This is a genomic window from Microcystis aeruginosa FD4 (assembly GCF_009792235.1).
GTDB lineage: Bacteria > Cyanobacteriota > Cyanobacteriia > Cyanobacteriales > Microcystaceae > Microcystis > Microcystis viridis.
The window spans coordinates 1,971,519-1,993,440 of sequence record NZ_CP046973.1; the positions used below are offsets into that span (position 1 = coordinate 1,971,519).

Here is a 21,922-nt window from a genome sequence, read left to right on the forward strand (position 1 = left end):
AGGGGTTGGGGGCGAGGGCAAAACCTCCCTTTTCTGGTGCTAAGATAGAACCCCAGCAGCAGATAAAAAAAGTGGAGTCACCCCCCACCCTACTTCTTATTTTCGTTTCTTCAGTCTAGAGACCAACCCTAATCCTCCTAATCCTAACAAGGCAACAAGGGAACTGGGTTCAGGAATGGACTGGGACTGTTCTGTCCCATTAACGCTAAATTGGAAAGGGCCAGAAGTAGGGGAAGAATTCCAAGTTCCCCCTTGATTGGTACTACTAACATTACCACCACCAATAGTCCAGCCAGGGAGTCCTGTTTCAGAGTCAGAAAATGTAAAACGCCAACCGAAATTTCCGGAAGATGAAACACCACTGACTAACCAGTAAGTGGTACTGGCGGTTAATGCCTGGGAGGTAGCAAGGGTAAAGGTGTTATTGGCGAAACTGCTACTAATAGAACCAGGGTTGGTAAAAGTGGTTATCAGAGTGCCAGGAACTCCACTATTGTTGCCATAGAGACGAACAAACAAGTCACCTGCGATGTTTTGTCGGAATAAAAGAGTGACAGATTCAAGATTATAACTGCCACTGCCAGTGGTAAAGCTTGATCCCAGCCATTGGAGGTTATTAACAGTAATTTCGCCGCCATTTGTTTGACTTAAGTTTTCAACAAGGGTGACAGCAGAAGCCTGTTGTCCTAAAGCCAAGGAAACAAGGAGAGCAAGGCTACCCCCCCGATTTTTGCGATAATTTGCTGATTTTTCGTCATTTTTTATCGTCCTAAAGACCAAAAAAGTTCAATTGGTCTTGATTGATGGTCTATCTTCCGAGAGTCTGCTCGGAAAATAAACTTTGTGGTAACTTAGCACAGATTCCTCGTTTTTGGGAAAAAGTAGCGTGATTTAACCCCCAAATCTCCTTCCTTTGCCAGGGAAGATAGGAAGATGGAAAATTAGTTAACCTTTTGGCGATTGCTAGATGACTAAAAATAAAAGAGTGCTGATTTTAGGGGGAACGGGGGAAGCGGCGGCATTAGCGACCAAAATTGCGGCAATTCCGGGTATGGATGCCATCGCTTCTTTTGCCGGTCGCACGAGAGAACCGATTACTTTCACAACTCCTTCTCGCCGGGGGGGGTTTGGTGGTGCCACTGGGTTAGCCAATTATCTGCGGCAAGAAGGCATTGATTGTTTAATTGATGCCACCCATCCCTTTGCCGCACAAATTTCCTTTAATGCCGCTCAAGCCGCCTCAGATTGTGGTATTCCTCGATTAATGTTAAGTCGTCCAGCTTGGGAAAAAGTATCTGGAGATAATTGGATTGAAGTAGAAAACAATCAAGCAGCGGCGAATATTTTACCGGGGTTAGCTCCGCGGATATTTCTCACTATTGGTCGGCAAGAACTGGCAAGTTATGCACATTTAAAAAATATCTGGTTTTTGATGCGGATGATTGACCCTCCGGGAGCGGATGCTATCGTACCAGTGGGAAAATTATTGTTGGCACGGGGGCCTTTTTCCTTGCAGTCAGAGCGCTCTCTTTTGCAAGAATATAAGATTGGGGCGATCGTGAGTAAAAATAGCGGCGGTGATGCCACCTACGCTAAAATTATCGCCGCTAGAGAGTTGGGAATAACCGTGGTAATGGTGCAACGTCCACCTGTACCCGAAGGAGAAAAAGTGGCGGATGTTAACAGTGTCCTGGCATGGTTAGAAAAAAGATTGCTCTCTTGATTTTTCTGGGAAAATCATCAGTAATAAGTAATCTTGCCAAATCAATTTCCTAGTCGAGACAGGAGAATCCGAGACAGCTTATCAGTGATCAGATGTTATTTTTCAGTTCACTGATTACTGTTTACTGATTACTGATCACTGATAAGCTTCCCACCTACTCTAGGAAAATTACACTTTTACCACGTTGCTAAAAGAGATTTTCAGGTAATCATCTTCCATTTTTGCTCCCGAAGGTTTCAGGGCTGCCAAAGCTTGGGGTAAGACTAAATTACGACGGTGATTCCCAATGCGAATATTTAACTCATCTCCAGTTTTATTTAGTTGTATCTGTTCCTTGGGTATGCCGGGTAAATATAATTCCAGACTGTAATTATTTTCCTGTTGAACTACCCGAATGGTGTTTTCTTGGTAATAAACCTTAGTCGGATCTTCCCCGGCAAAAAGAGTTTCTTTCAGTCTTTCTAAAGCGGGTAAACCACACATTTCTTCAGAGTAGAGAGGAACTTCCTTAACTGGTAAAGGATGAAAATTATCGTAAATTTCCTGTTTATAACCCTGTTGATTTTCTTTCCAACGGGCAAAGAAAGGATCGGTTACTTTGTCGGGAATAATCCGATTAGCAATAATCAAATCGGTGGAAACATTATAGAGACTTAGATAGGCATGGGCGCGTAAAGACTCCTTAATCACCATTTTTTCGGGGTTTGTCACCAAACGTACCGAGGTTTGAGTATTATCGGTCAAAACCTTTTCTAAAGCCTCGATCTGCTCATAAAACTCGTAGGGAGCATCCATAACTTCCTTGTCCGGTAGGGAAAAACCGGCGACTCGGTCGAAATAAAGGTTCCACCAGTGGTCGCAATGCCACCGACATTCCCTGTAAAGGTTTGTAAAATCTTCTCATGTACCAACCGCCCACCTCTGGCAAACTCAGCAATCGTAAAGCTGTCCCCGTGGGTGCGGAATCGATAATCAACACATCATAAGTCCCCTCATCGTAGTGGCGTTTCATGCGAACTAAGCCGAAAATCTCATCCATTCCTGGTAAAATCGCTAATTCTTCCGCTTGCACTCCATCTAAACCCCTAGCTTGCAATACCTGAGTAATGTAACGTTTTACTGCGCCCCAGTTGCCTTCTAACTCCATTAGTGCATCTAATTCTGCCCCCCAAAGATGGGGGCGTACCAAACGAGGATCGTGACCTAATTCGAGATCGAAACTGTCAGCGAGAGAGTGAGCGGGATCGGTGCTGAGAACTAGGGTTTTATAGCCAAGTTCGGCGCAGCGGAGTCCTGTAGCGGCGGCGACGGAGGTTTTACCCACGCCTCCTTTACCGGTCATGAGAATTACACGCATGGGGGCTGATTCTAAGAAAATTTACATTACTTATTCTTATTATGACGGGAAAGTTAACAAATTGAGGACAAGAATCAGCATTCTCGGCTATAAAATTCCACTCCCCGACCATCACCCCGGGGAATTAGGCTCTGTTCAAAAAATTGCTGACAGCGATTTTCGGCATCAGCGACGATAACTTTGGCAAAATGACCGTTTTCGAGAACTTCTTGCCGTGGACGTTGTTCGTAGGCATAGATAATCAAAATATCTCCTGGTTGACACAGCAGAGCCGCACCACCGTTGGGGCAGATTTCCCCGGTTTGGCCGGGAAAAACGTAGGTGGAAAAGCGCTTACCATTGCTAAGATTGACCACATCCACCTCTTCAAGGGGCAAAATACCGACCCGCTCAATCAATTCTCGATCGATAGTGATACTGCCGACATAATCGACGTTAGCCTCGCTGACGCGCACTCGATGGAGTTTGGCGTGCATTAATCGAATTGTTCCCATGTATTTTGTCCTATTTCCCCCAATTACTTCAATTATTATGCTCTCCCAGTGGGAATGTTTACTAAAAAATCTCGGTCAATGGCAAGGTTCTTTTACCCGTCTGTCTCCCCAAGGCGATTTGATCGAAGATACCCCGACTTTGGTATCTTTGCAAGGCATTAATAATAATCGATCGATTCGTCAATTGGTCCGTCGTCTCTACAGCGATCGAGTGCCGGAAGATTTAATTTTAGAGTATAGTTCTCTCCATCAGGGTATTCTATTTAGCCAGACGGGAGCTTTTTGCCAAGGTTCTTTATATTTTAGTAGTTTTTCCTCACAATTCGGCGCAGAATTTGGGTTAATCTCTGGGGAAAGACGATTAAGAATCGTACAGTTATTTAATGAGCGCTGTGAGTTCGATCGCTTGACTTTAATTCGGGAAAAGTTAGTTGATTCTCAGTCACCAGAAAGACCGCTGTTAGCGGTGGAGCAATTACTAGGTCAATGGCGAGGACAGGCGGTGACAACGGGACGCGATTTTTATAATTTTCCTGCCTATTCTACTCATGTATCGATCGAGCGTCAGGGGGATAATTATCTCTCGCAAACTTTGACTTTTGGCGATAATCAAATTACTTCTAGCGCTCGTATTGAGGGACAAAGATTGTTGTTTGAAAATAGTCCGCTGCCGATTCAAATCCTGCTGCTGCCAGATGGAGCTTCCTGTAATACACCTCTGAAAATTACTGCCGGTCATCGTTTTGTTTTAGAAGTGGGTTGGTTACTTTCTCCTACTCAAAGACAGCGCCTAATTCGTTCTTATGATGAGAAGGGAGAATGGACAGGTATTACTCTGGTGACGGAGGAAAGGGTGAGTTGAGGTGTTAGGAGTGTTTTCAGTTATCAGCTTCTGAAGGCAAGAGGCAACAGGCAATAGGCTCCAAGGAGGAATCTGGCAATTCTCCTACCTAAAAAGAAGGTTAGAAACTAAGTAGGGGTTGCTGAATAAATCTAAAAACCTTGTTGGATAATATCTTTAGGCTTTTGTGAAATCAAAAAGTACCAGATCTGGGAGTGATCGGGGGGAAAATTCCGGGACTTTTTCCCTGAAAACTAGGTAATTTACCAGATGAAAATGGGTAAAACCCTACACCCTACACCCACGAGAAACTTTTTGCCGCAGACCCTAAGTACATCAAAGCTTTTATAGCGGTTTTCAGTCTAATAAGGTATAGTAAATCCCTTGATAGATAGGCGTTTCAGCGTTTCAATCGGGACTCACTTCTGTGAAAACCGCTATAGCTTAAGTAGTCGTGCAAAATTAATTTCCTAGTCGAGACTCCGAGACTCCGAGACTCCGAGACTCACAAGACAGCTATTAGGGATCGGATTTGAGTTTTCAGTTCACTGTTTACTGATCACAGCAGCAGTCTGACGGAGTAGTGGCTTAGATGTGTAATTAATTGTGCTTAGATACTTAACAAATTAGGTTTTAGATTCGGCCCTTGTTATCAGTCATCAGAAATGATTTGGTAGTAGTGCCGTAGCCCTCTTGCTTACCTGGTATGAAGTGTGTAAAATATTTATTAATAATAATAATTGGAACCCGCTCAGTCTTTAAACCTCCGGCTTGCTCATGACTTTTCTGATAAATATCTTTTTCTGGCTCCTGTCTGGCTTACTCAAATATCAGTCTAGCACAGAAGAAAATACCCCCCCTAGTTCACCTCTATTTACTTGTCAAGCGTTGTGGTTCTCACCATAGGATCAAGAATGGTTCTATTCATAATGGAAAACCCAAACGTCAATGTAAAGAATGTGGTCAACCGTTTGTGATCAATCCCACTAATAAAACCGTCTCTGACGAAACCAAACAATTAATCGATCAACTCTTGCTCGAACGAATTTCCTGACGAGGAATTGCTAGAGTAACAGGGGTAAGTTGGTCATGGTTACAAAATTATGTTAATAATAAATTTAGCCAAGTTCCCCGCCAAGTAAAGGTTACAGACAAACCTAAAGGCAAATTAATCCTAGAATGTGATGAGTTATGGTCATTCGTATTTTGTCAGAAAATCAAGGTATATATTTGGTTAGCTATCGATAGAACTACGCGAGAAATTATTGGTTGCTATGCGCGGAGATAGGAGTCGTCAATCAGCCAAAAAACTTTGGGGCCAGTTTACCTGGTGTTTACCGACAATGCGCTGTTACTTACACAGACTTTTGGGAGTCCTATAAGACAGTAATTCCGAGTAAACGTCATCGACCAGTCGGGAAATAACTCCCATAGAGCCACTTTATCTATAATATATAGTATAATACAATGAGAAATACCAACTAAACCTAGCAGATTTTAACAGTTGATAATTACTCCGATAGTTAATTTGTATGAGTCGATGATAAACCCGATTATTTTTAGTAACCGATCAACAATGTTTTTTAATTGGATAACTTTACCCTATTTATTAATTAATCCTGTTTTAATTCCCGTGAGCATAGCTCGATCGGAAACTATTCTTGCTCAAGAAGTAAGCGATCCTAATTATCAAAAACTGGTGCAGTACGCCCAAAATCAACAACTCGATCGCTTACCCATGGCTGATATAATCCAGAATATCGCCACTCAATTTTTAGGAGCAAAATATCAAGCAGGATTAATTGATCGCTCGGCAACGGAAAAATTATTTATCTCTTTAAAAGAGTTTGATTGTGTCCTTTTTGTGGAAACAGTTCTCGCTTTGAGTCACAATTTTGCTTTAAAAAATTATCAGTATTCTGCTTTTAGTCAGCAGGTTTTAAATCAACGTTATCGCCACGGTATTCTCGACGGTTATTGTAGTCGTCTGCATTACTTTTCCGATTGGATTAATGACAACCAAAAACGAGGCAATCTAGAAGATATTACTCAAAAATTAGGGGGAATTACTCTTGACAAAAAACTCAACTTTATGAGCAAAAACCGCTATCTATATCCCCAGTTAAAAAGTCAAAGTAATTACGATTGTATTCAACAGGTAGAACGGCAATTAGAAAGCTTATCCTTAACCTATATTCCCACCGCTAAGATTAAAGATATTTATCCACAACTGCAAGCGGGCGATATTATCGGTGTCGTGACTAATATCGCTGGTTTAGATACCACCCATACCGGCCTAGTTTATCGCTTTCCCGATGGCAAAATTGGCTTAATTCATGCCTCTCCTGCCGGTCAAGTTACCATTGCTAAAGACCTACAAAACTACATCAGTAAAGTGGACAAAGCCATCGGTATTTTTGTCGTTCGTTCCCTTGATCCAAGAAATAATTAACCCTGAATTGCTTTAGCTAATTGAATGTGCAGTTTATGACTAGCTTTAAAAGCCATGTAATGAGCGGTGGGAATGGTTCCCAGTAAACTCAAATCACCAATTAAGTCCAATAATTTATGTCTTGCTGGCTCATTATCAAAGCGTAAAGGAGGATTTAACCATTGATTTTGATCGCAGACTAAGGCATTTTCTAAACTGCCTCCTTTAATTAAACCAGCCTTTTGTAAATATTCAATTTGATCGGCAAAACCGAAAGTACGGGCATCTGCGATCGCGGATCGAAAACTTTCTTGATCGGGACTCCAACTATACCATTGATTACCGATGGGTTTATAGGTAAAATCGATGCCGTAGGTAAAACGTAATTCAGGGGAAGGAATCGCCGCTACAAAAGCATCTCCTTCGTACAACCAAATCGGTTGAGAAATAGTTAAATCTGATCGAGAAAAAGAGTTATCTAAACCAGCATTTTCGAGTGCTTCCACCCAGATTTTGGCCGAACCATCGAGGAGGGGAATTTCCGCACCATCCACCTCAATGCGAGCATCCTCTACCCCCAAAGCGGTTAAGGCAGCTAATAAATGCTCAACGGTTCTAACCTTTGCTTCTCCTTGTCCCAATTCCGTTGATAAAGTCGTTTGGTAAACCGAAGAAACTAGAGCGGGAATAATCGGTTGATTGGCTAAATCTCTGCGGACAAAATAACGTCCTTCTCCCGGATTGGCCCCACAGACGCGCACCCGTGTTATTTCCCCCGAATGCAGGCCAATTCCCGATAATTCAAATTGTTTAGGGATAGTAGAAACCATAATTATTAAGTAATAAAGCTTTGATCAGTGAACAGCAAAAAGAACTAAATTTATCGATAACTGATAACTGATAACTGATAACTGATAACTGATTAGAATCGTTCCCCGATACCGAAATGGAGACGAGAACCACCATCGACATTAAAACCGTAGTCAACCCGAATTTGACCGACGGGAGACTGTACCCGAACACCTAACCCGTAACCGAGACCGGTACCGGGTAAATCCCGGACAATCCCGGGTTGACCGGGGACATCGCCTTGGGAACCAATAGTAGTGCCGAAATCGACAAATAACGCCCCCCCGATAATGGCGACAATGGGAAAACGATATTCGGCCGTCGCTTGGAAATAACTGCGACCGCTACCCACTTCTCCCTCGGCGTAACCCCGTACAGAGTTACTACCCCCCACAATAAAAGCATCGTAGGGGGGTAAATCACCTAATACTGTCCCTGCTTGCACATTAAAAGCGAGGGATTGCTGACCTTTAAAAATATCGGTTTCAAAGAGATTAAAGGAATTAATCAACCGAACGGGGATAAAATAACTGTAACTGCCCCGAACACGAGTGCCGAAAATACTGCCAGAACCGACCGGAATAGTTTGTTCTAAACCTAGACGCAGGAAAGAACCACTGGTGGGCTGCAGGGGATTGTCGCGAAAATCTTGAATAGCGCCAATATTTAGGGAAAGTAGATCATCGATCCCAGAGGAACTAAAAGCCAGTTGTTGACTGCCAAAACCATGGAGAGGTGCAGACAGGGGAGAGATGTCACCATTGGCATTTTGCACCTGTACCTGTTGATAGTTAAAGCCTAGGGAAACCACCCATTTTGGTTTCGTAAACACATCGGGGGCCAAAGGACGGACAAAAGTAATACCGCCACCCGTCCGGACGATACGGGGACTATCATTATCGTTAAGCGTCCGAATTGAGGAATTTTCCCCATCATAAACTAGAGAAATCGACTGTCGCCGGAAAACGTTGACCGTGTAGGAAGTGCGGAAATTATCCGTGGCAATCCAAGGATCGGAAAAACTCAGATCAAATAAAAATTCCCGTTCCCCTAATTGGACTTCTGCCCCTAAAGTTTGGTTATTACCGCCAAAATTGCGCTGTTGATAGCTAACAGTCCCGAATAAGCCCGCATTCGAGCTAATACCACCCCCAGCGGCCAGGGAACCGGTATTACCTTCCACCACATCGACGTTAACGACCACCTCCCTTGGGTCGCTGCCGGGGGAAAAAGAGAGACGCACATCCTCGAATAAACCGAGACCGAAAACACGCTGTAAATCCTGTTGGGCCGTATTGCGGTTGAAAATATCCCCCGCTTTTAGGCGCATTTCCCTAGTAATGATAAATTCTCTGGTTTTCCCCTTGACCGGCTCCTGTTCGACGTTAAAGTAGCGTACTTGAATTTTTTCGATTAAACCTTCAGAAATGACCAGAATCACCCTACCATCGGGAGTGACTTGCGGCGCACCGATCACCTGGGCTAGATCATAGCCGTTTTTGCTGTACCAGTCATTGATTTTTTTTACCCCCGCCTGTAATTCCCGCAAATTCAGGGTTTTGCCGTATTGACCGGCGAAAATTTCCTCGACCACGCCGGCAGGTAAAATCGATTTGTCCACGGTTTCTGGGGCAATTTGAATCTGTACGCCCTGAAAAACGGGGTTAGGTTGCACCTCAAAGGTGACTCGCACCCCTAGGGGCGTATCTTGGGGAACTGCCCGCACATCGGCAAAAAAACCCGTGGCAAAAACGGCGTTAATATCTTCTTGCAGTTGCGATCGAGTCGTGCTTCGTCCGGGTCGGGTGCGAATGGTATTATAAACTAGATTTTCTAATTCTCGATCGGCCCCTTGTACTACCACTTCGGCCACCAAAACCCGCGACTCCTCGACCTGCGCTGGTGGGGCTGTTGTGGGAGTTTCTGGAGGGTTTGGGGTTTCCGTCGGGGTTTCCGGTGCCGGTGCCACGGGTGGAGTAGTTTCTCCCGTCGCGGGGGGAGACTGTACTAGCTGCTCGACGCGGGGAAAAACCGTCTCTGGGGGTTCTTCTTGGGCAATTGCCGTCCCGTGAAATAATCCGAAAATAGCCAGCAGCACGGCCAGCGAGGAATATGGCCTCGAAAAATTGAGATTTTTAAGCACTTCCACACACCCAGTAACACCATTATGGTTTTGTTTGTTTTCTCTGCCCGAGAAATTTAACGAACGTTAAAACTTTAGCAGATCGCTTACTCTCAGTAAATCCCAGCTTGACTGGTGACTAAAGAGATACTGCATCAGGTCTGACATTGGGCAGCCCTGATGCATTAAGTTTTAATCTTGCCATATCTTAGCTTTTTCCGGTTTGGCTCTATTCCAATTTACCCTCTAGGATGATTACCACCTCGGTTTTGCACAATTAATTACGCCAGCGCAGATGTCAACCCCTGGTTTGTAATAACTCTACCAGTTGCGAGACCTGTTGGCGATTGAACATTTGCAGCAGGGTACTAGCTACTAATTCCGGTTCCAGGGTAATCAGGATTTGTGGTAATTTGGCGGTGGCTAATAATTGCAATTCTTGACTGACGGTGATTTCTTCCCCGCGACCCCATTCTAATAAATCACTGGCTTGTTTTAATTCTTTAATAATAACTGGGGCGAGAGTGCGATAGGAATGTTTGGGGTTAGCCAGGGCTGATTGGGCATTTTTAACTAAATATTGCCATTTTTGTGGTTCTGAAGCCAATTGAGACAGAGATAAAATTAATTCTTGTAATTGCTGACGGGAAGCACTGGTTTCTTCCTGTTTGAACAGTTGTAACATCTGTTGCAGGATATCTCTGACGCTGATGGAGATAGAAGACGCTGCCGCAATAGCTGGGGTAGATTTTCCTTGGCCGAGAAGATACTTAAGATGGACCCCTAATTCGGCAAAAGTCGGTTCACCGTTTTTAACGATAGCGTTAGCTTCCTCTGCTTGCAAACCTAAGGGACTCTGCAGCTTATCGATCAATATCTGAAGCAGATCATAACCTTTCAGAAACAAAGATTCTAATTTTTGATCGACTTGTATGGGATTTTCTTTCAGTATTTTGAAAGCATCCTCAAGACGGTGAGCAGTTTTTTGGATACTGGTATAACCTAACATGGCCGCCCCCCCCTTGATGGAATGGGCGGCTCGAAACATCTCGTTCATCTGTTCAGTGTTGTTCACGAGATTGCCTAAGTCTAAAATTCCCTGTTCCAAAGTTTCGAGGTGTTCTTTTGCTTCTTCGATGAAATAGCCGAGAATTTTCTGATTGTTAGCGGAGTCCACGGTCTTATCCCCCTTATCAAGATGCTGTCTAATCCTAGATTGCCCAGTTTTTTAGGAAATATATCAGTTATTAGGCAATGGCACTGGTGATTCGGTAGTAGTGATGGAGGCTTAATCCTTTGCTTTGTTGTGCATTGTAGTCATGGATAAAATACCAAAGGGCTCCCCAAAGTGATTCTCCATTTTTTTAGAGAAAGATAGACTCTCTCTCACCGGAAGTGTTGAACGGGGAAAAAAGTCGTCCAAAATTTGATATTATAGATAAGAAAATAAAGTAAATATACACAAATAAATGTAAATAAGCCCTGCTTATAATTTTCCCAAAACTAATGAAAGAGCTTCTCAAGCCACTCCCCAAAAATGACTATCCCGCCTTAAGTACATTTACCTTTGTCTCCTGTTGGATAGGTTGGCGCTGGATAAAATTATCGTTAGCATGAGAGACTTAAGCGCACGCCTGAAAATGCCAGGAATTAATGTCAATACGTCAACGTTTTCTAAGGCGAGTAAAATCCGAGAGACAGAACCATTTGAGAAAATCATAAATGAATTAAATAAAAGGTTAGTAAGCAAAAAAGGAAAAGAAGCAGCTCAAGCTTTGTTTCCAATTGACTCAACAATAATCTCACTGACAAGTAAACTGTTATGGCAAAAAGGACGGCATCAAGTAAAATTATTCTGTGGACTAAATAGTATCACCACAGAAGTGGGGGGGATCGTGAGCAATTTTGGTCAAGTACATGACTCTAAACAAGGGCAAAAAACTATCGAAGAAATTCCTTTAAATAGAGTTTAGGTACGGAACCGAGGCTTTTATTATCATGAAAGAATCAAAAAATTATTAGAGAAAAAAGACAAGCACTTTGTTTTAAGGGTTAAAAATGATCTGAAGCTATAAATGCTGGAAAATGGTCAAACTAGGAGCAGAAAAAAGAGAAGTAGAGGTAAGAATCGTTGAGTTTTGTGATCTAGAAAGTACAAGTTAATTTCGGATTGCGACGGACTTACCCTTAGAAGGATAAGGAGGGGTAAGTCATGAGGAAATTGCCGAAATTTATCGGCAAAGATGACCAATATAACTTCTTGGTAAATTTCTAAAAATGCAGCTAAAGCTTGACCGTTTAATCACAAAAAATGAGAGAGGAATTTCGATACAAATTTATAGCTTTATCATCGCTTATTTAATTTTGCAACTAATAGATATTGAAGAAGCATTCAGCAAAAGCTTATTAGATAAATTGCGCTATTTACAGAGTTTTATGTGTCAACATATCAGCTATTTACACTGGGTTAGGAAAATTGTCTATTCAATTTGAAAAATGGCGTTTTGGGGTTGTTATGTTCTTAAATGTAAATTTTTGTTACGAGATGCAACGTTTCTGGTAATTTAGGATAACCTTGTTTACCTTTTACCTTTTTCTTTCAATTATCATAGAAACGAGCAACAGCCGACCATGCCGGTTCTGCTGTTGCTTGTCTAGCAGTAGAATTTAATTCATCGACGAACTTAAACTATGAACACCAAAACTGCACAATATTTACTGAGAGCATATTTATCTACTTTATCCTCTCGTGGAAGCATCCATCCAAAGTCTTAAAGCCTTATTACCGATAAATTGTACTGTACGAATACCATAGTCAATGGTAGAACACTGACTCGGCTTGACCACTGCTTTCATTTCTAAGACAATCATTGTTTATTGGCCTTAAAAAACTTATTTTAAGCTAACACAATCCGCACAAAACCGTCAAGGTTCAATAATCGTGCTTCGCCGATGCTCTATTGGTCATGGTTTCATCCCATCTGTAAAACTGATACCATTTTTCAAAAGTAATGACAGAGATGGTTATGCCTGGTGCATCTCAATTTTGTCGAAATATCTAGAGGACATTTTGGGCGCACGCGGTGCGCCCCTACCATTGGCGCAATCATATTATTGTAGGGGCGAATTGCCTTCGCCCTCTTTGAACAACTTCTGCTGCTCACCATCAGTGAGAGAAAATCACCAATAGGAGATGCACCCGGTTATGTCTGCTACGGATAAAGAAAAATGGTATGAGGGTCTTTACCCTGACATTTTCGATAACCTTCAATTCTAATGATAGGATGAACGATCGAAGCTCTCCAGAGAAACCCTATGACTAGCTTACTGCGCGACTTTTGGTATGTGGCCACACCGGCAAATAAACTTAAACCCGGTCAGCTAATGGCCAAAAAAATGCTAGGTGAACCGATTGTTGTCGGCAGGAGACAGGATGGAGAAGTGTTCGCATTGCGGGATATTTGCCCCCATCGTGGCATTCCGCTGCACCATGGCTGGATTGAAGGGGATGGGGTTTACTGTTGCTATCACGGCTGGAAATTTAACACTAGCGATGGCGTTTGTTCTGAGATACCCTCATTAACTGAACACGATCGCCTTGATATTAGCAGAATTTGTGTCACCAGTTATCCCTGTCGCGAAATACAAGGTCATATTTGGGTGTTTATTCCGGCAGACTCAAAAAGAGAAATTAATCAAGAAAATCTGCCTCCTGTGCCGACTATTAGTGATTTTGGCAAACTTACACCGAAAATAGCCGAAACTATCCCTTTCGATTGCAATATTGACCATGCAGTGGTGGGATTGATGGATCCGGCCCACGGTCCCTACGTTCATACTTCTTGGTGGTGGCGCAGCGGTCCGCGCCAATTTCGGGTCAAAGAAAAACAATACGAACCTGTTCCCCTCGGTTTTCGTCTTGCCCCCTATGATATGCCCGTAAGTGCGAAACCCTATAAAATTTTGGGTAATAAAGTATCGATTGAAATTGTTTTTGAATTACCCTCGGTGCGTACAGAAATACTACGAGGTGATCGCTATTTGGCCTGTGCTTTTACGGCAATTACTCCCATCGATGAAAATCACTGCGAAGTCCATCAAAGTTTATACTATACGATTCCTTGGTTGGCATTTTTAACCCCTCTTTTGCGTTATTTAACCCGACAATTCCTCAAACAGGATCGCGATGTGGTGATTAAACAACAGGAAGGACTTAGTTATCATCCAGCTTTGATGTTAATTGATGATGCCGATACCCAAGCCAAATGGTATTATCGCCTCAAGCAAGAATACGAAAAATCTCAAGCAGAAAAACGGGATTTTGTCAACCCCATTAAAGCACAAATTTTACGGTGGCGCAGTTAGAATTTGCTCATTTTATTTAGCTTCTCACTAAGGATTTATTGACACTGGCTTCAATTTGATAAATGGATGAAAGGACGCTACCTTGATGATTATTGACTAGATCATATTTGACCTCTTGTAAATAATTAAAAATAGCATCCCGCAGAATCGGTTTTTCAATGTTTACCGTGTGCTGATAGTCCCATAAATCCCAAACTATCAAGCCAATTCCCACGATTGGATCGATTAATTCTGCCCCAAAACTACTCGCTACTGCCCCACCGGTTTTAGTGGCAATTTTCGCCCCCGTTTTTCCCGCTAGGGATAAATAAACTGTACTGCCCACTTTGATGACGGGAATTAAAGATTTAACCCCTAAAGCAGTGGTTCCACCGACTAAAAGTTTGATTGATGTGTTAGAAATATTGCCCTCGGTATCTTTAATTGTTATGGCTATATCACTAAGATAACGGTCCCATTTGCCTTGGGGAATTTGATAACTGGTCTGTATATTTGCCAATTCAGTGCTTAAATTATTTACATATAAATTAACAGTATCTCTAGTGATTCTTTCTAGGCGTAATTGTGCTTCTTGGGGACGAATTACCCGTTTAGTAAACTCGGTTTGAATAGTTTTGGTCAAATTTTCAGCCACCACCTGTTCCGGAGGTGGATTATCCCTATTGACCCAGTGAGCGATCGAGGAGTATAATCCGCTTAGAAAGGCCTTGCCCTCAAATTGTTTTTGATTGAAATAGTTAAAATACCAAGGCAGAAAACCCTGATCTACCCGTGTCATCAACTCCTCCACCCATCCCTCAATTTCTCCTAGGGCAAAGGTTTGAGAATTTGCTCTCGCTGTCTGTAAAGCTTGGCTAATTTCTCGCTCGATTTGACTGTTAGATTTTTTGGTTATACTGATGGGAATCTCTAGGTTAGTTTCGGTAGCAACTTTAGTTTTTAACGGTTCATTGCTGGCAGTTCCTAGCCAAATTTTCCCTAAAAGAGGCAAGATAACCACTAGAACAACTATAGCCCAAATTAACGGGGTTATCGCCTTAATCAGTTGACTGATTGCCTGAATGCGGTTAGTTTTTTCACTATACTGAGGTGGCTCAATATTCTCTTGTGAATCTGGCCTGGAGTTCATCGAAAAATTGGGTCTTAAACCCCGCCCTTTAGCGATAACGGAGGGCGGCTTTATATGAGTTGGTGAGAAACAATTAAACCGTTAGAACGACGAATTAACTGAATCTTGCTAACAGCCATCTGTCCCAATCGTTGACCATTGGTATCGCTTACAGATAGCTGTTTTTCGGTATCTCCACTAACATAACCAATTCCTTTGGGAGAAGAAACTAAATCTCCTTTACGGAACCCATGTCTTGTGGTAGAGCCACCATATTTACGTCGTTTACCACCTTTGGAAAAAACCATCAGGTGAAGTTGACGACGACTAATAGGAGGACGTTTGATGACAGCAAAGGGAGCGTTTGTTACTTCAACAGAACCCTTCCAATCGTATCCATGACCATTAGAAGTGTGAAATGGCCAATAATCTAAAAACTGAAAACAGGCAAGAGCAATGCCATCGTTAGCATGACTTTCTGGTGATTGTTCTGCTTTATTTTTGGACTTTTCTAGTCGCAAATGTTTTCTAAGATTAGAGGTTTGCCAACCAAAGCGAGTATGGACTGTTGCCAATTGAGATAGTTGCTCAATAGCCCATTTCTGTCCGACCATAACTGGCGAGAAACCTTTTCCAGACTTAGCTCCTTTTCTCCTGGAAGTTAGAGCAATATCGGCTTTGATGTACTCAAAGTAAATATCGGTAATTGGATAGATTTTGGTTAGTTCGGAAACGACTCGAAGTTCAAGTTGACGATTGGTTTTAATACTTGGTGCTAACTTAGAATTTGTCCGATTAGAAAATCGCTTTTGTCGATGCGCTCTTAGATTAAAAGGAAGTTGGCGGTTAATCCGTCTTCCTCTACGTCCTCTTCGCATTAACCGTCTATTGTCCAGGCACTCTCTTACTCGCTTAAAAGGAAGTTCTAAGTGAGCCTTCCAAAGAGTAAAAAGAGGGGATTGAACACCAATTCCAGAGAATAATTTACCCGGGTCAATACCAATAGCAATCGGTTGGGTTTTGTTGTCGGAAGGTTCAGTGGTTAGCTGGACATAGAAAATACCTAAGTCGTTGAATTTGCCGATAGCTTTTCCTTCCTTAATCCACCGTCTAGCCCGACTGGGTTTGGTGGGCATTAACGGTTTTCCTTCTTTTGAGATAACAGGAACTCTTTCCATGGAGATAATCCTTAAGAGTAAAGTTAAAGTCCCTTAGGGACTTGCGTGGGAATAATATCCCAGCTTTGAAAATCGCTCTGTAGAAGAATCAGACCAGCCAGATGGCACAGGATCAAAGCGCAAGTCCCTTATTGGAAGGGGGTTCTCGAAGGCTCTCCCCCTACTTAGGGTGATCAGCAAACCCCCTCCGTGCGGAGGGCGCAAGCTTTGCGCCCCTACAGTAACGGATTTTGTCCACAATGTAGGGGCGAACTGCGTTCGCCCAAAAGGTACATTATCAAAGCGCAAGTCCCTTTCCGCAACACAATCAAGATGTCTTGTCTAACAACGCTTTACCAATAAAGCTTAGAGGGAATCCGAACTAGGGAAGTATTCGGAGGTCTGGGCCAGATTGTGTCTCGATGCGGTAGTCTCTACTTGCATCGCCTAAATTGGTCTAGGCAAGCCCCGTCGCTTTTAGGCTATCCCTTATAGGGAGCTTTCTTAACAATTTTTTCAGTAAGCACTCCAACCCTTATCCTGACTTGATTTCAGTTTTTTCTTTGTCAGTAAGGGTGTCAACAAGGAATATTACAAATTGTTACCGAGTCTTGAAAGCCTTGTGCTACAAAGGTTTGAAATGTTAAGAAAGATGTGACTAAAGGACAGGCTTTTAGGGCGGGGTTAGTGACCAGCTAACCTAGTTAAAATTATTAGATCATCGTTCTCGAAAACCCGCAGAAACCCCAATTTTCCGAGCAGTAAACAGCGAGAGAGCATTATCGGGCAAAAGACAGCCAACACCCGATAAATATCGGCAATTTTAGCGAATTTCTGCCTTCATCCGTTCAAGGGTTTGCTGCATTTGGTCGAACATCATTTGGGGAGTCATACCAAATTGACCTAATTGGGTTTTTAGCTGTTCTACGGTCATTTGGGCGGAAAAATCCTCAGATAACTCAAAACGCTTCATAAATATCTTGTAGCGTTCCATTAACTCCTCCATCCTATCGATAAAGATGATTTTACCCTCTCGATCGAATTTCCCGTACTCGCTGCCTAGTTGTGTGAGGGACTGGTAATCTTCAAATAGCTGTCTAGCTTCCTGTTGAACCACCTCTGAGTCAAAGAATCCCATAATCTTAAAACTGCTTATCGTCGATAGTTACTCTCCCCCCCATTTTATTTTAGCTGGGAAAAAAGTCTAGAGCCAGTCGATTTACGGATTACCGTATTGGGGAAATCGAGAGGATGACAAACGGCCCTCTGGTCGCGGTTTAACAGTTACCCCGAGGAGTAAGTTAAAATTAAAAGTGATCAAATCTCTTGTAAAGAGCAAAAATTGTCCTTTAAATGCTCCACAGTGGCTATTTCGAGCAATTTGGGCTGCAGCCCTTATAATTTGCCAAAACGACGATGACGACCCTGATAATCTTTTAAAGCGTGGTGAAATTGCACTCGATCGAAATCGGGCCAGAGGGTATCAGTAACGTAGATTTCCGCGTAGGCCATTTGCCAGAGTAAAAAATTACTAATTCGCATTTCCCCACTACTGCGAATTAACAGATCTGGGTTAGGAATCCCAGCAGTATAAAGATACTGTTCAAAGAGAGATTCATCGATCGCTTCTGGGGAGACTAAACCCCGTTGCACCTGACGAGCGATCGCCTGACAAGCTTGCACGATCTCCTCTCGGCCACCATAATTAGTAGCCACCGTAAATTGAATACCAGAATTTTTGCTAGTTTCTGCGTGAGATTTAGCAATTTCCCGTCTTAAAGACTCTGGCAAGACTGATAAATTACCAATAAAGCGAATTTTGACATTTTGCTGCATCATTTCTTCTAATTCCCGCCGCAAAACCCGCTCGAAGAGAGTCATTAAAAACTCTACTTCCTCTAGGGGACGACCCCAATTTTCCGTAGAAAAAGCATAAGCAGTTAAAGCAGGAATCCCCCAGTCGCGACAACAGCGCAGCAAGTCTTTGAGTGCATCTACTCCCCGTTGATGGCCCATAATCCGCGGCAAACCACGATTTTTCGCCCAACGACCGTTCCCATCCATAATCACTGCGACGTGCTGAGGCAAACGGTTTTTATCTAAATCCGTAGGTAATTCTGGTGACAAGCTCGGTTTAACAGTCATTTTCTATCTTTCGGGGTTGCTCTGGGCGAACGGGAGAATTTTTCTAAGATTAGACGACCTTTTAAGCCAATTGTACGCCCTAAACGTCCCCAACTCGGTGCGACCACTTCCCCCTCTCCCGACGGAGAAAACTTCGCTTCGAGAAGCTCTTTTAGTTTACTACTGGTTAAAGGCCGATCCAAATTCCCCCCCGACGCGAGGGAAATCGAGCCAGTTTCCTCAGAAACCACAATACAGATACAATTATCTAGCCTTTCGGTAATGCCCATGGCTGCCCGATGACGGGTGCCTAATTGCCTAGAGGTACTGCGCTCCGATAAGGGTAGAATAACACCAGCGGCCACCACTCGATCGCCCCGAATAAATACGGCCCCATCGTGCAGTAAAGTTTTAGTTTGAAAAATAGTTTGAATTAATTCCTTAGATACTTGGCCATTGAGCGTCACTCCCGGATTGACAAACACCTTGGTGTCAAGATTGCCACTGGTTTCTAATACCATCAGCGCGCCGGTGCGATTTTGAGATAGATCCTTCACCGCGTCCACTAACTCATCAATGACATTATCAGTCTTGGGAGTGGGGGAACTTTTTTTAAATAATTCCCACACTTGACCTTTGCCCAATAATTCTAAAAAACGGCGGAATTCCGACTGAAAAATCACAGCAATCGCCACTGCTGCCCCCAAAATCAATTTTTCTAGGACTAACCCCAGCAAGCGCAATCCTAGAGCATCGCTAATCACCGAGGCCAGCATTAAATAGATTAGTCCTCGCACCATCCAAAAGGTACGCCGCTCGCCGATAATTAGCAGCAGCATATAGGTAAGCAGGAAAACTAACCCAAAGTCTAGGAATAACAGACCATGGCTGAGAATCCAGGACAATAACCGGCGAGGGTCCAGAAAAAAACCCGACATGGGGGGACAATAGCGATGAGGTTTACATCAAGGAGAGTCGATTGGGTAAGCGGTCTTGACGCAGCAAACCCGCCAGATTTTCCCGTTCAAGGATCAGATTAGCTTCTCCATTTTGGACAATTACCGCCGCCGGACGGGGTAAGCGGTTGTAATTAGAAGCCATACTGTAGTTATAGGCCCCCGTGGCTAAAACCACTAAAATATCTCCCGGGTTGGTTTTCGGTAGCGCAATATCCTTAATTAGAATATCGCCAGATTCACAATGTTTTCCAGCTATTGTCACCACTTCCTGACATTCTTGACTCATTTTATTGGCGACCACGGCCCGATAAACCGATTGATAGGTAATCGGTCGGGGATTATCGGACATTCCGCCATCGACGGCGATATAGGTGCGGATTGCGGGGATTTCTTTGCGATTACCCACTGTATAGGCCGTTACGCAAGCGGTGGCAATCAGAGAGCGTCCCGGTTCGGCAATCAGCAGCGGATAAGCGATACCTCTTTCCTGACAAGCTTTGGCCACTGCTAAGGACACCGCTTGCACCCATTCCTCGATACTTGGGGGGTCATCACTTTCGAGGTAGCGAATTCCTAAACCACCACCGACGTTTAATTGCTCTAGGGGTAAACCCCGTTCTAAACCTAATTTAAACCAGTCTGTCAACACAGCGGCTAAGTCTTGGTGGGGTTGACGTTCAAAAATCTGGGAACCGATGTGAGCGTGTAAACCCAGACAATTTAGCACTGGATGAGCTAAAACATAGTCAAATACCGCTTCGATTTGATGGGGGTCAAAACCAAATTTACTGTCTAAGTGACCCGTGCGAATATATTCGTGGGTGTGGCACTCGATACCGGGGGTTAAACGCAATAGGATCGGAATAGGGGTATCAGGACGGTTTTCGCCTAATTTAACCAGATTTTCTAACTCTAGCCAGTTATCAACGATAATAATGCAGTTATGCTCGATCGCATATTCTAACTCGGCGATCGATTTGTTGTTACCATGAAAGTAGATCGGCACATCAGTTTTATTGATCTGGTCTAAAGCGGTTAACACCGTATGAATTTCTCCGGCCGACACCACATCAAAACCTAATCCCTCCCTAGCGACCACGGCCGATACAGCCAGGCAATTCCACGCTTTCGAGGCATAAATTACCCTAGATTCTCCTGGATAATGAGTCTGGAAACCTTGCAGGTATTGACGACAGGCAGTGCGGAGGGTGACTTCATCGACAATATACAAGGGTGAACCGAAACGTTCCACTAGGGTGGTCACATCACAACCACCGATTTCTAGGCAATCGCGGTTATTAACCTTGGCCGTCAGGGGTAACAGGGTTTGATTCGGGGATAGACAATCTTGATAGGCTAAATATTTTTGTCCGGAATTGCTGATTTTAGGTTCGGTTGATAGCATGATCGGTGTTTTTTGTCAAAAAATCGATAATTTTTGTTACAATCTCCGCGCATCCCCGATTCAGTTAAGGGAATTTTGACCGACGGTGATCTAGATAACCAAAATAGTTCTCTCTTTCAGTGTACGATCAACCACCCGCTAAAAATCCCTTTTTTGTCAGGAAAAAATCGAGCAGCGACCCCGAAATAGTGGTAATAGTATTGAAGGAGTGGTCTTAAAAGTGATGATATGACTGACCAGAATGGCGTGTTAGTAGAAGAACAAAGCGAGGATATTACCCTTTTAGCGATTCAATTAGCCACCGAGTCGCCGAAAAATCAATTACAAATCCTGACACAATTAGCCGGGGCCGGAGAAGGTGGCCTAACTGTATTAAGAGATTTTTTATTGGCCATGCGCCCGACTCCTGTTAATCTGGTGACAGGTAAGGCCTATCAATTGCTCTATCAAGATAATAGCGATCAGAGCCAGGAATTTTTAGCTAATTATTTCCCCACGGGTGTTGTTCCCCTCGATAGTGCTAAAGGTATTGATTATCGACTTTTACAGGAACTATTGGCTAAACAGAATTTTCAAACTGCCGATAGTCTCACCCGTCAAAAACTCTGTGAATTAGCAGGAGAAGGAGCAATACAGAGGAAATGGGTCTATTTTACGGAAGTAGAAGCTTTTCCCGGTGTAGATATTCAGACTATTGATAATCTTTGGTTAGTTCATTCGGAAGGAAAATTCGGTTGGTCGGTGCAGCGCAAATTATGGATAGGTGTCGGTCAAGATTTCCCGAAACTCTGGCCGAAAATTGGTTGGAAAAATGGCAATAATTGGACAAAATACCCCCAAGAATTTATCTGGGATTTAAGCGCTCCCGTGGGTCATTTACCCCTGTTAAATCAACTGCGCGGGGTGAGAGTGGCTGCCTCTTTATTCTCCCATCCCGTCTGGAGTGAAAAATAGATTGAGAGCATTCAGCCCGCTATTGTATCAGAC

General features: G+C 43.3%; 16 protein-coding genes and 4 pseudogenes. 7 read left to right on the forward strand and 13 right to left on the reverse strand.

All coding sequences use genetic code 11. The features are described 5' to 3' along the window. Nucleotides 1-96: 96 nt before the first annotated feature. On the reverse strand, nucleotides 97-780 hold the full coding sequence (locus tag GQR42_RS10155) for a choice-of-anchor R domain-containing protein (RefSeq protein ID WP_233271352.1): 684 nt from the start codon (nucleotides 778-780) through the stop codon (nucleotides 97-99). Nucleotides 781-967: 187 nt separating this feature from the next. On the opposite strand from GQR42_RS10155, the gene GQR42_RS10160 reads away from it, so the two are divergent. Further along, nucleotides 968-1,723, forward strand: coding sequence for a cobalt-precorrin-6A reductase (locus GQR42_RS10160; protein WP_158199881.1), 756 nt, complete (start codon nucleotides 968-970; stop codon nucleotides 1,721-1,723). 168 nt (nucleotides 1,724-1,891) lie between these two features. Here the strand turns inward: GQR42_RS10160 and GQR42_RS10165 are convergent. Both GQR42_RS10165 and panD read right to left on the reverse strand, forming a co-directional pair. Beyond that, nucleotides 1,892-3,080: pseudogene (locus tag GQR42_RS10165) on the reverse strand (TRC40/GET3/ArsA family transport-energizing ATPase). Between the two features lie 74 nt (nucleotides 3,081-3,154). Beyond that, on the reverse strand, nucleotides 3,155-3,574 hold the full coding sequence (gene panD / locus GQR42_RS10170; RefSeq protein WP_158199882.1) for an aspartate 1-decarboxylase: 420 nt from the start codon (nucleotides 3,572-3,574) through the stop codon (nucleotides 3,155-3,157). Between the two features lie 37 nt (nucleotides 3,575-3,611). Here panD and GQR42_RS10175 point away from each other — a divergent pair, with 37 nt between their 5' ends. The 3 genes and pseudogenes from GQR42_RS10175 to GQR42_RS10185 all read left to right on the forward strand — a co-directional run bounded on the left by GQR42_RS10175 (nucleotide 3,612) and on the right by GQR42_RS10185 (nucleotide 6,867). Beyond that, on the forward strand, nucleotides 3,612-4,436 hold the full coding sequence (locus GQR42_RS10175; RefSeq protein ID WP_158202441.1) for a DUF3598 family protein: 825 nt from the start codon (nucleotides 3,612-3,614) through the stop codon (nucleotides 4,434-4,436). Nucleotides 4,437-5,192: 756 nt separating this feature from the next. Beyond that, nucleotides 5,193-5,840 (forward strand): annotated as a pseudogene (locus GQR42_RS10180) (IS1 family transposase). A gap of 151 nt (nucleotides 5,841-5,991) precedes the next feature. Next, complete coding sequence (locus GQR42_RS10185) at nucleotides 5,992-6,867, forward strand: N-acetylmuramoyl-L-alanine amidase-like domain-containing protein (RefSeq protein ID WP_158199883.1); 876 nt, start codon at nucleotides 5,992-5,994, stop codon at nucleotides 6,865-6,867. Here the strand turns inward: GQR42_RS10185 and lpxC are convergent. The 3 genes from lpxC to GQR42_RS10200 form a co-directional block, all read right to left on the reverse strand. After that, complete coding sequence (gene lpxC, locus GQR42_RS10190) at nucleotides 6,864-7,676, reverse strand: UDP-3-O-acyl-N-acetylglucosamine deacetylase (protein ID WP_158199884.1); 813 nt, start codon at nucleotides 7,674-7,676, stop codon at nucleotides 6,864-6,866. The genes GQR42_RS10185 and lpxC overlap by 4 nt on opposite strands. A 92-nt stretch (nucleotides 7,677-7,768) precedes the next feature. After that, nucleotides 7,769-9,844: a BamA/TamA family outer membrane protein gene (locus tag GQR42_RS10195; protein ID WP_158199885.1), complete on the reverse strand. Its 2,076-nt coding sequence runs from the start codon at nucleotides 9,842-9,844 to the stop codon at nucleotides 7,769-7,771. A 271-nt stretch (nucleotides 9,845-10,115) separates the two neighbouring features. Beyond that, entirely contained in the window at nucleotides 10,116-10,994 is an 879-nt protein-coding gene (locus GQR42_RS10200) for an Hpt domain-containing protein (RefSeq protein WP_158199886.1), read from the reverse strand. Nucleotides 10,995-11,299: 305 nt separating this feature from the next. Between GQR42_RS10200 and GQR42_RS10205 the strand changes: the two are divergent. Continuing rightward, nucleotides 11,300-12,310: pseudogene (locus GQR42_RS10205) on the forward strand (transposase). Nucleotides 12,311-12,419: 109 nt separating this feature from the next. Here the strand turns inward: GQR42_RS10205 and GQR42_RS10210 are convergent. Further along, nucleotides 12,420-12,688 (reverse strand): annotated as a pseudogene (locus tag GQR42_RS10210) (RNA-guided endonuclease TnpB family protein); the annotation flags it as partial. A gap of 444 nt (nucleotides 12,689-13,132) precedes the next feature. Between GQR42_RS10210 and GQR42_RS10215 the strand changes: the two are divergent. Next, on the forward strand, nucleotides 13,133-14,182 hold the full coding sequence (locus GQR42_RS10215) for an aromatic ring-hydroxylating oxygenase subunit alpha (protein ID WP_158199887.1): 1,050 nt from the start codon (nucleotides 13,133-13,135) through the stop codon (nucleotides 14,180-14,182). Between the two features lie 16 nt (nucleotides 14,183-14,198). Here GQR42_RS10215 and GQR42_RS10220 read toward each other — a convergent pair whose 3' ends face one another. From GQR42_RS10220 to lysA, 6 genes are all read right to left on the reverse strand, one after another. Continuing rightward, nucleotides 14,199-15,311 (reverse strand): hypothetical protein, encoded by a 1,113-nt coding sequence (locus GQR42_RS10220; RefSeq protein ID WP_158199888.1) that lies wholly within the window; start codon nucleotides 15,309-15,311, stop codon nucleotides 14,199-14,201. Between the two features lie 50 nt (nucleotides 15,312-15,361). After that, nucleotides 15,362-16,468: an RRXRR domain-containing protein gene (locus GQR42_RS10225; RefSeq protein ID WP_158199889.1), complete on the reverse strand. Its 1,107-nt coding sequence runs from the start codon at nucleotides 16,466-16,468 to the stop codon at nucleotides 15,362-15,364. A gap of 802 nt (nucleotides 16,469-17,270) precedes the next feature. Beyond that, the gene (locus GQR42_RS10230; RefSeq protein ID WP_002738222.1) at nucleotides 17,271-17,585 is read right to left on the reverse strand and encodes a DUF1825 family protein; all 315 of its coding nucleotides are present in this window, start codon (nucleotides 17,583-17,585) and stop codon (nucleotides 17,271-17,273) included. A gap of 257 nt (nucleotides 17,586-17,842) precedes the next feature. Then, nucleotides 17,843-18,592 (reverse strand): polyprenyl diphosphate synthase, encoded by a 750-nt coding sequence (gene uppS / locus GQR42_RS10235; protein ID WP_158199890.1) that lies wholly within the window; start codon nucleotides 18,590-18,592, stop codon nucleotides 17,843-17,845. Next, nucleotides 18,589-19,509, reverse strand: a complete 921-nt coding sequence (gene cdaA, locus GQR42_RS10240) for a diadenylate cyclase CdaA (protein WP_158199891.1) — start codon at nucleotides 19,507-19,509, stop codon at nucleotides 18,589-18,591. Before cdaA ends, uppS begins: the two co-directional genes overlap by 4 nt. 22 nt (nucleotides 19,510-19,531) lie before the next feature. Beyond that, entirely contained in the window at nucleotides 19,532-20,935 is a 1,404-nt protein-coding gene (lysA, locus tag GQR42_RS10245; RefSeq protein WP_158199892.1) for a diaminopimelate decarboxylase, read from the reverse strand. A gap of 228 nt (nucleotides 20,936-21,163) precedes the next feature. On the opposite strand from lysA, the gene GQR42_RS10250 reads away from it, so the two are divergent. Continuing rightward, nucleotides 21,164-21,889, forward strand: a complete 726-nt coding sequence (locus GQR42_RS10250) for a GUN4 domain-containing protein (RefSeq protein WP_158199893.1) — start codon at nucleotides 21,164-21,166, stop codon at nucleotides 21,887-21,889. Nucleotides 21,890-21,922: the final 33 nt, after the last annotated feature.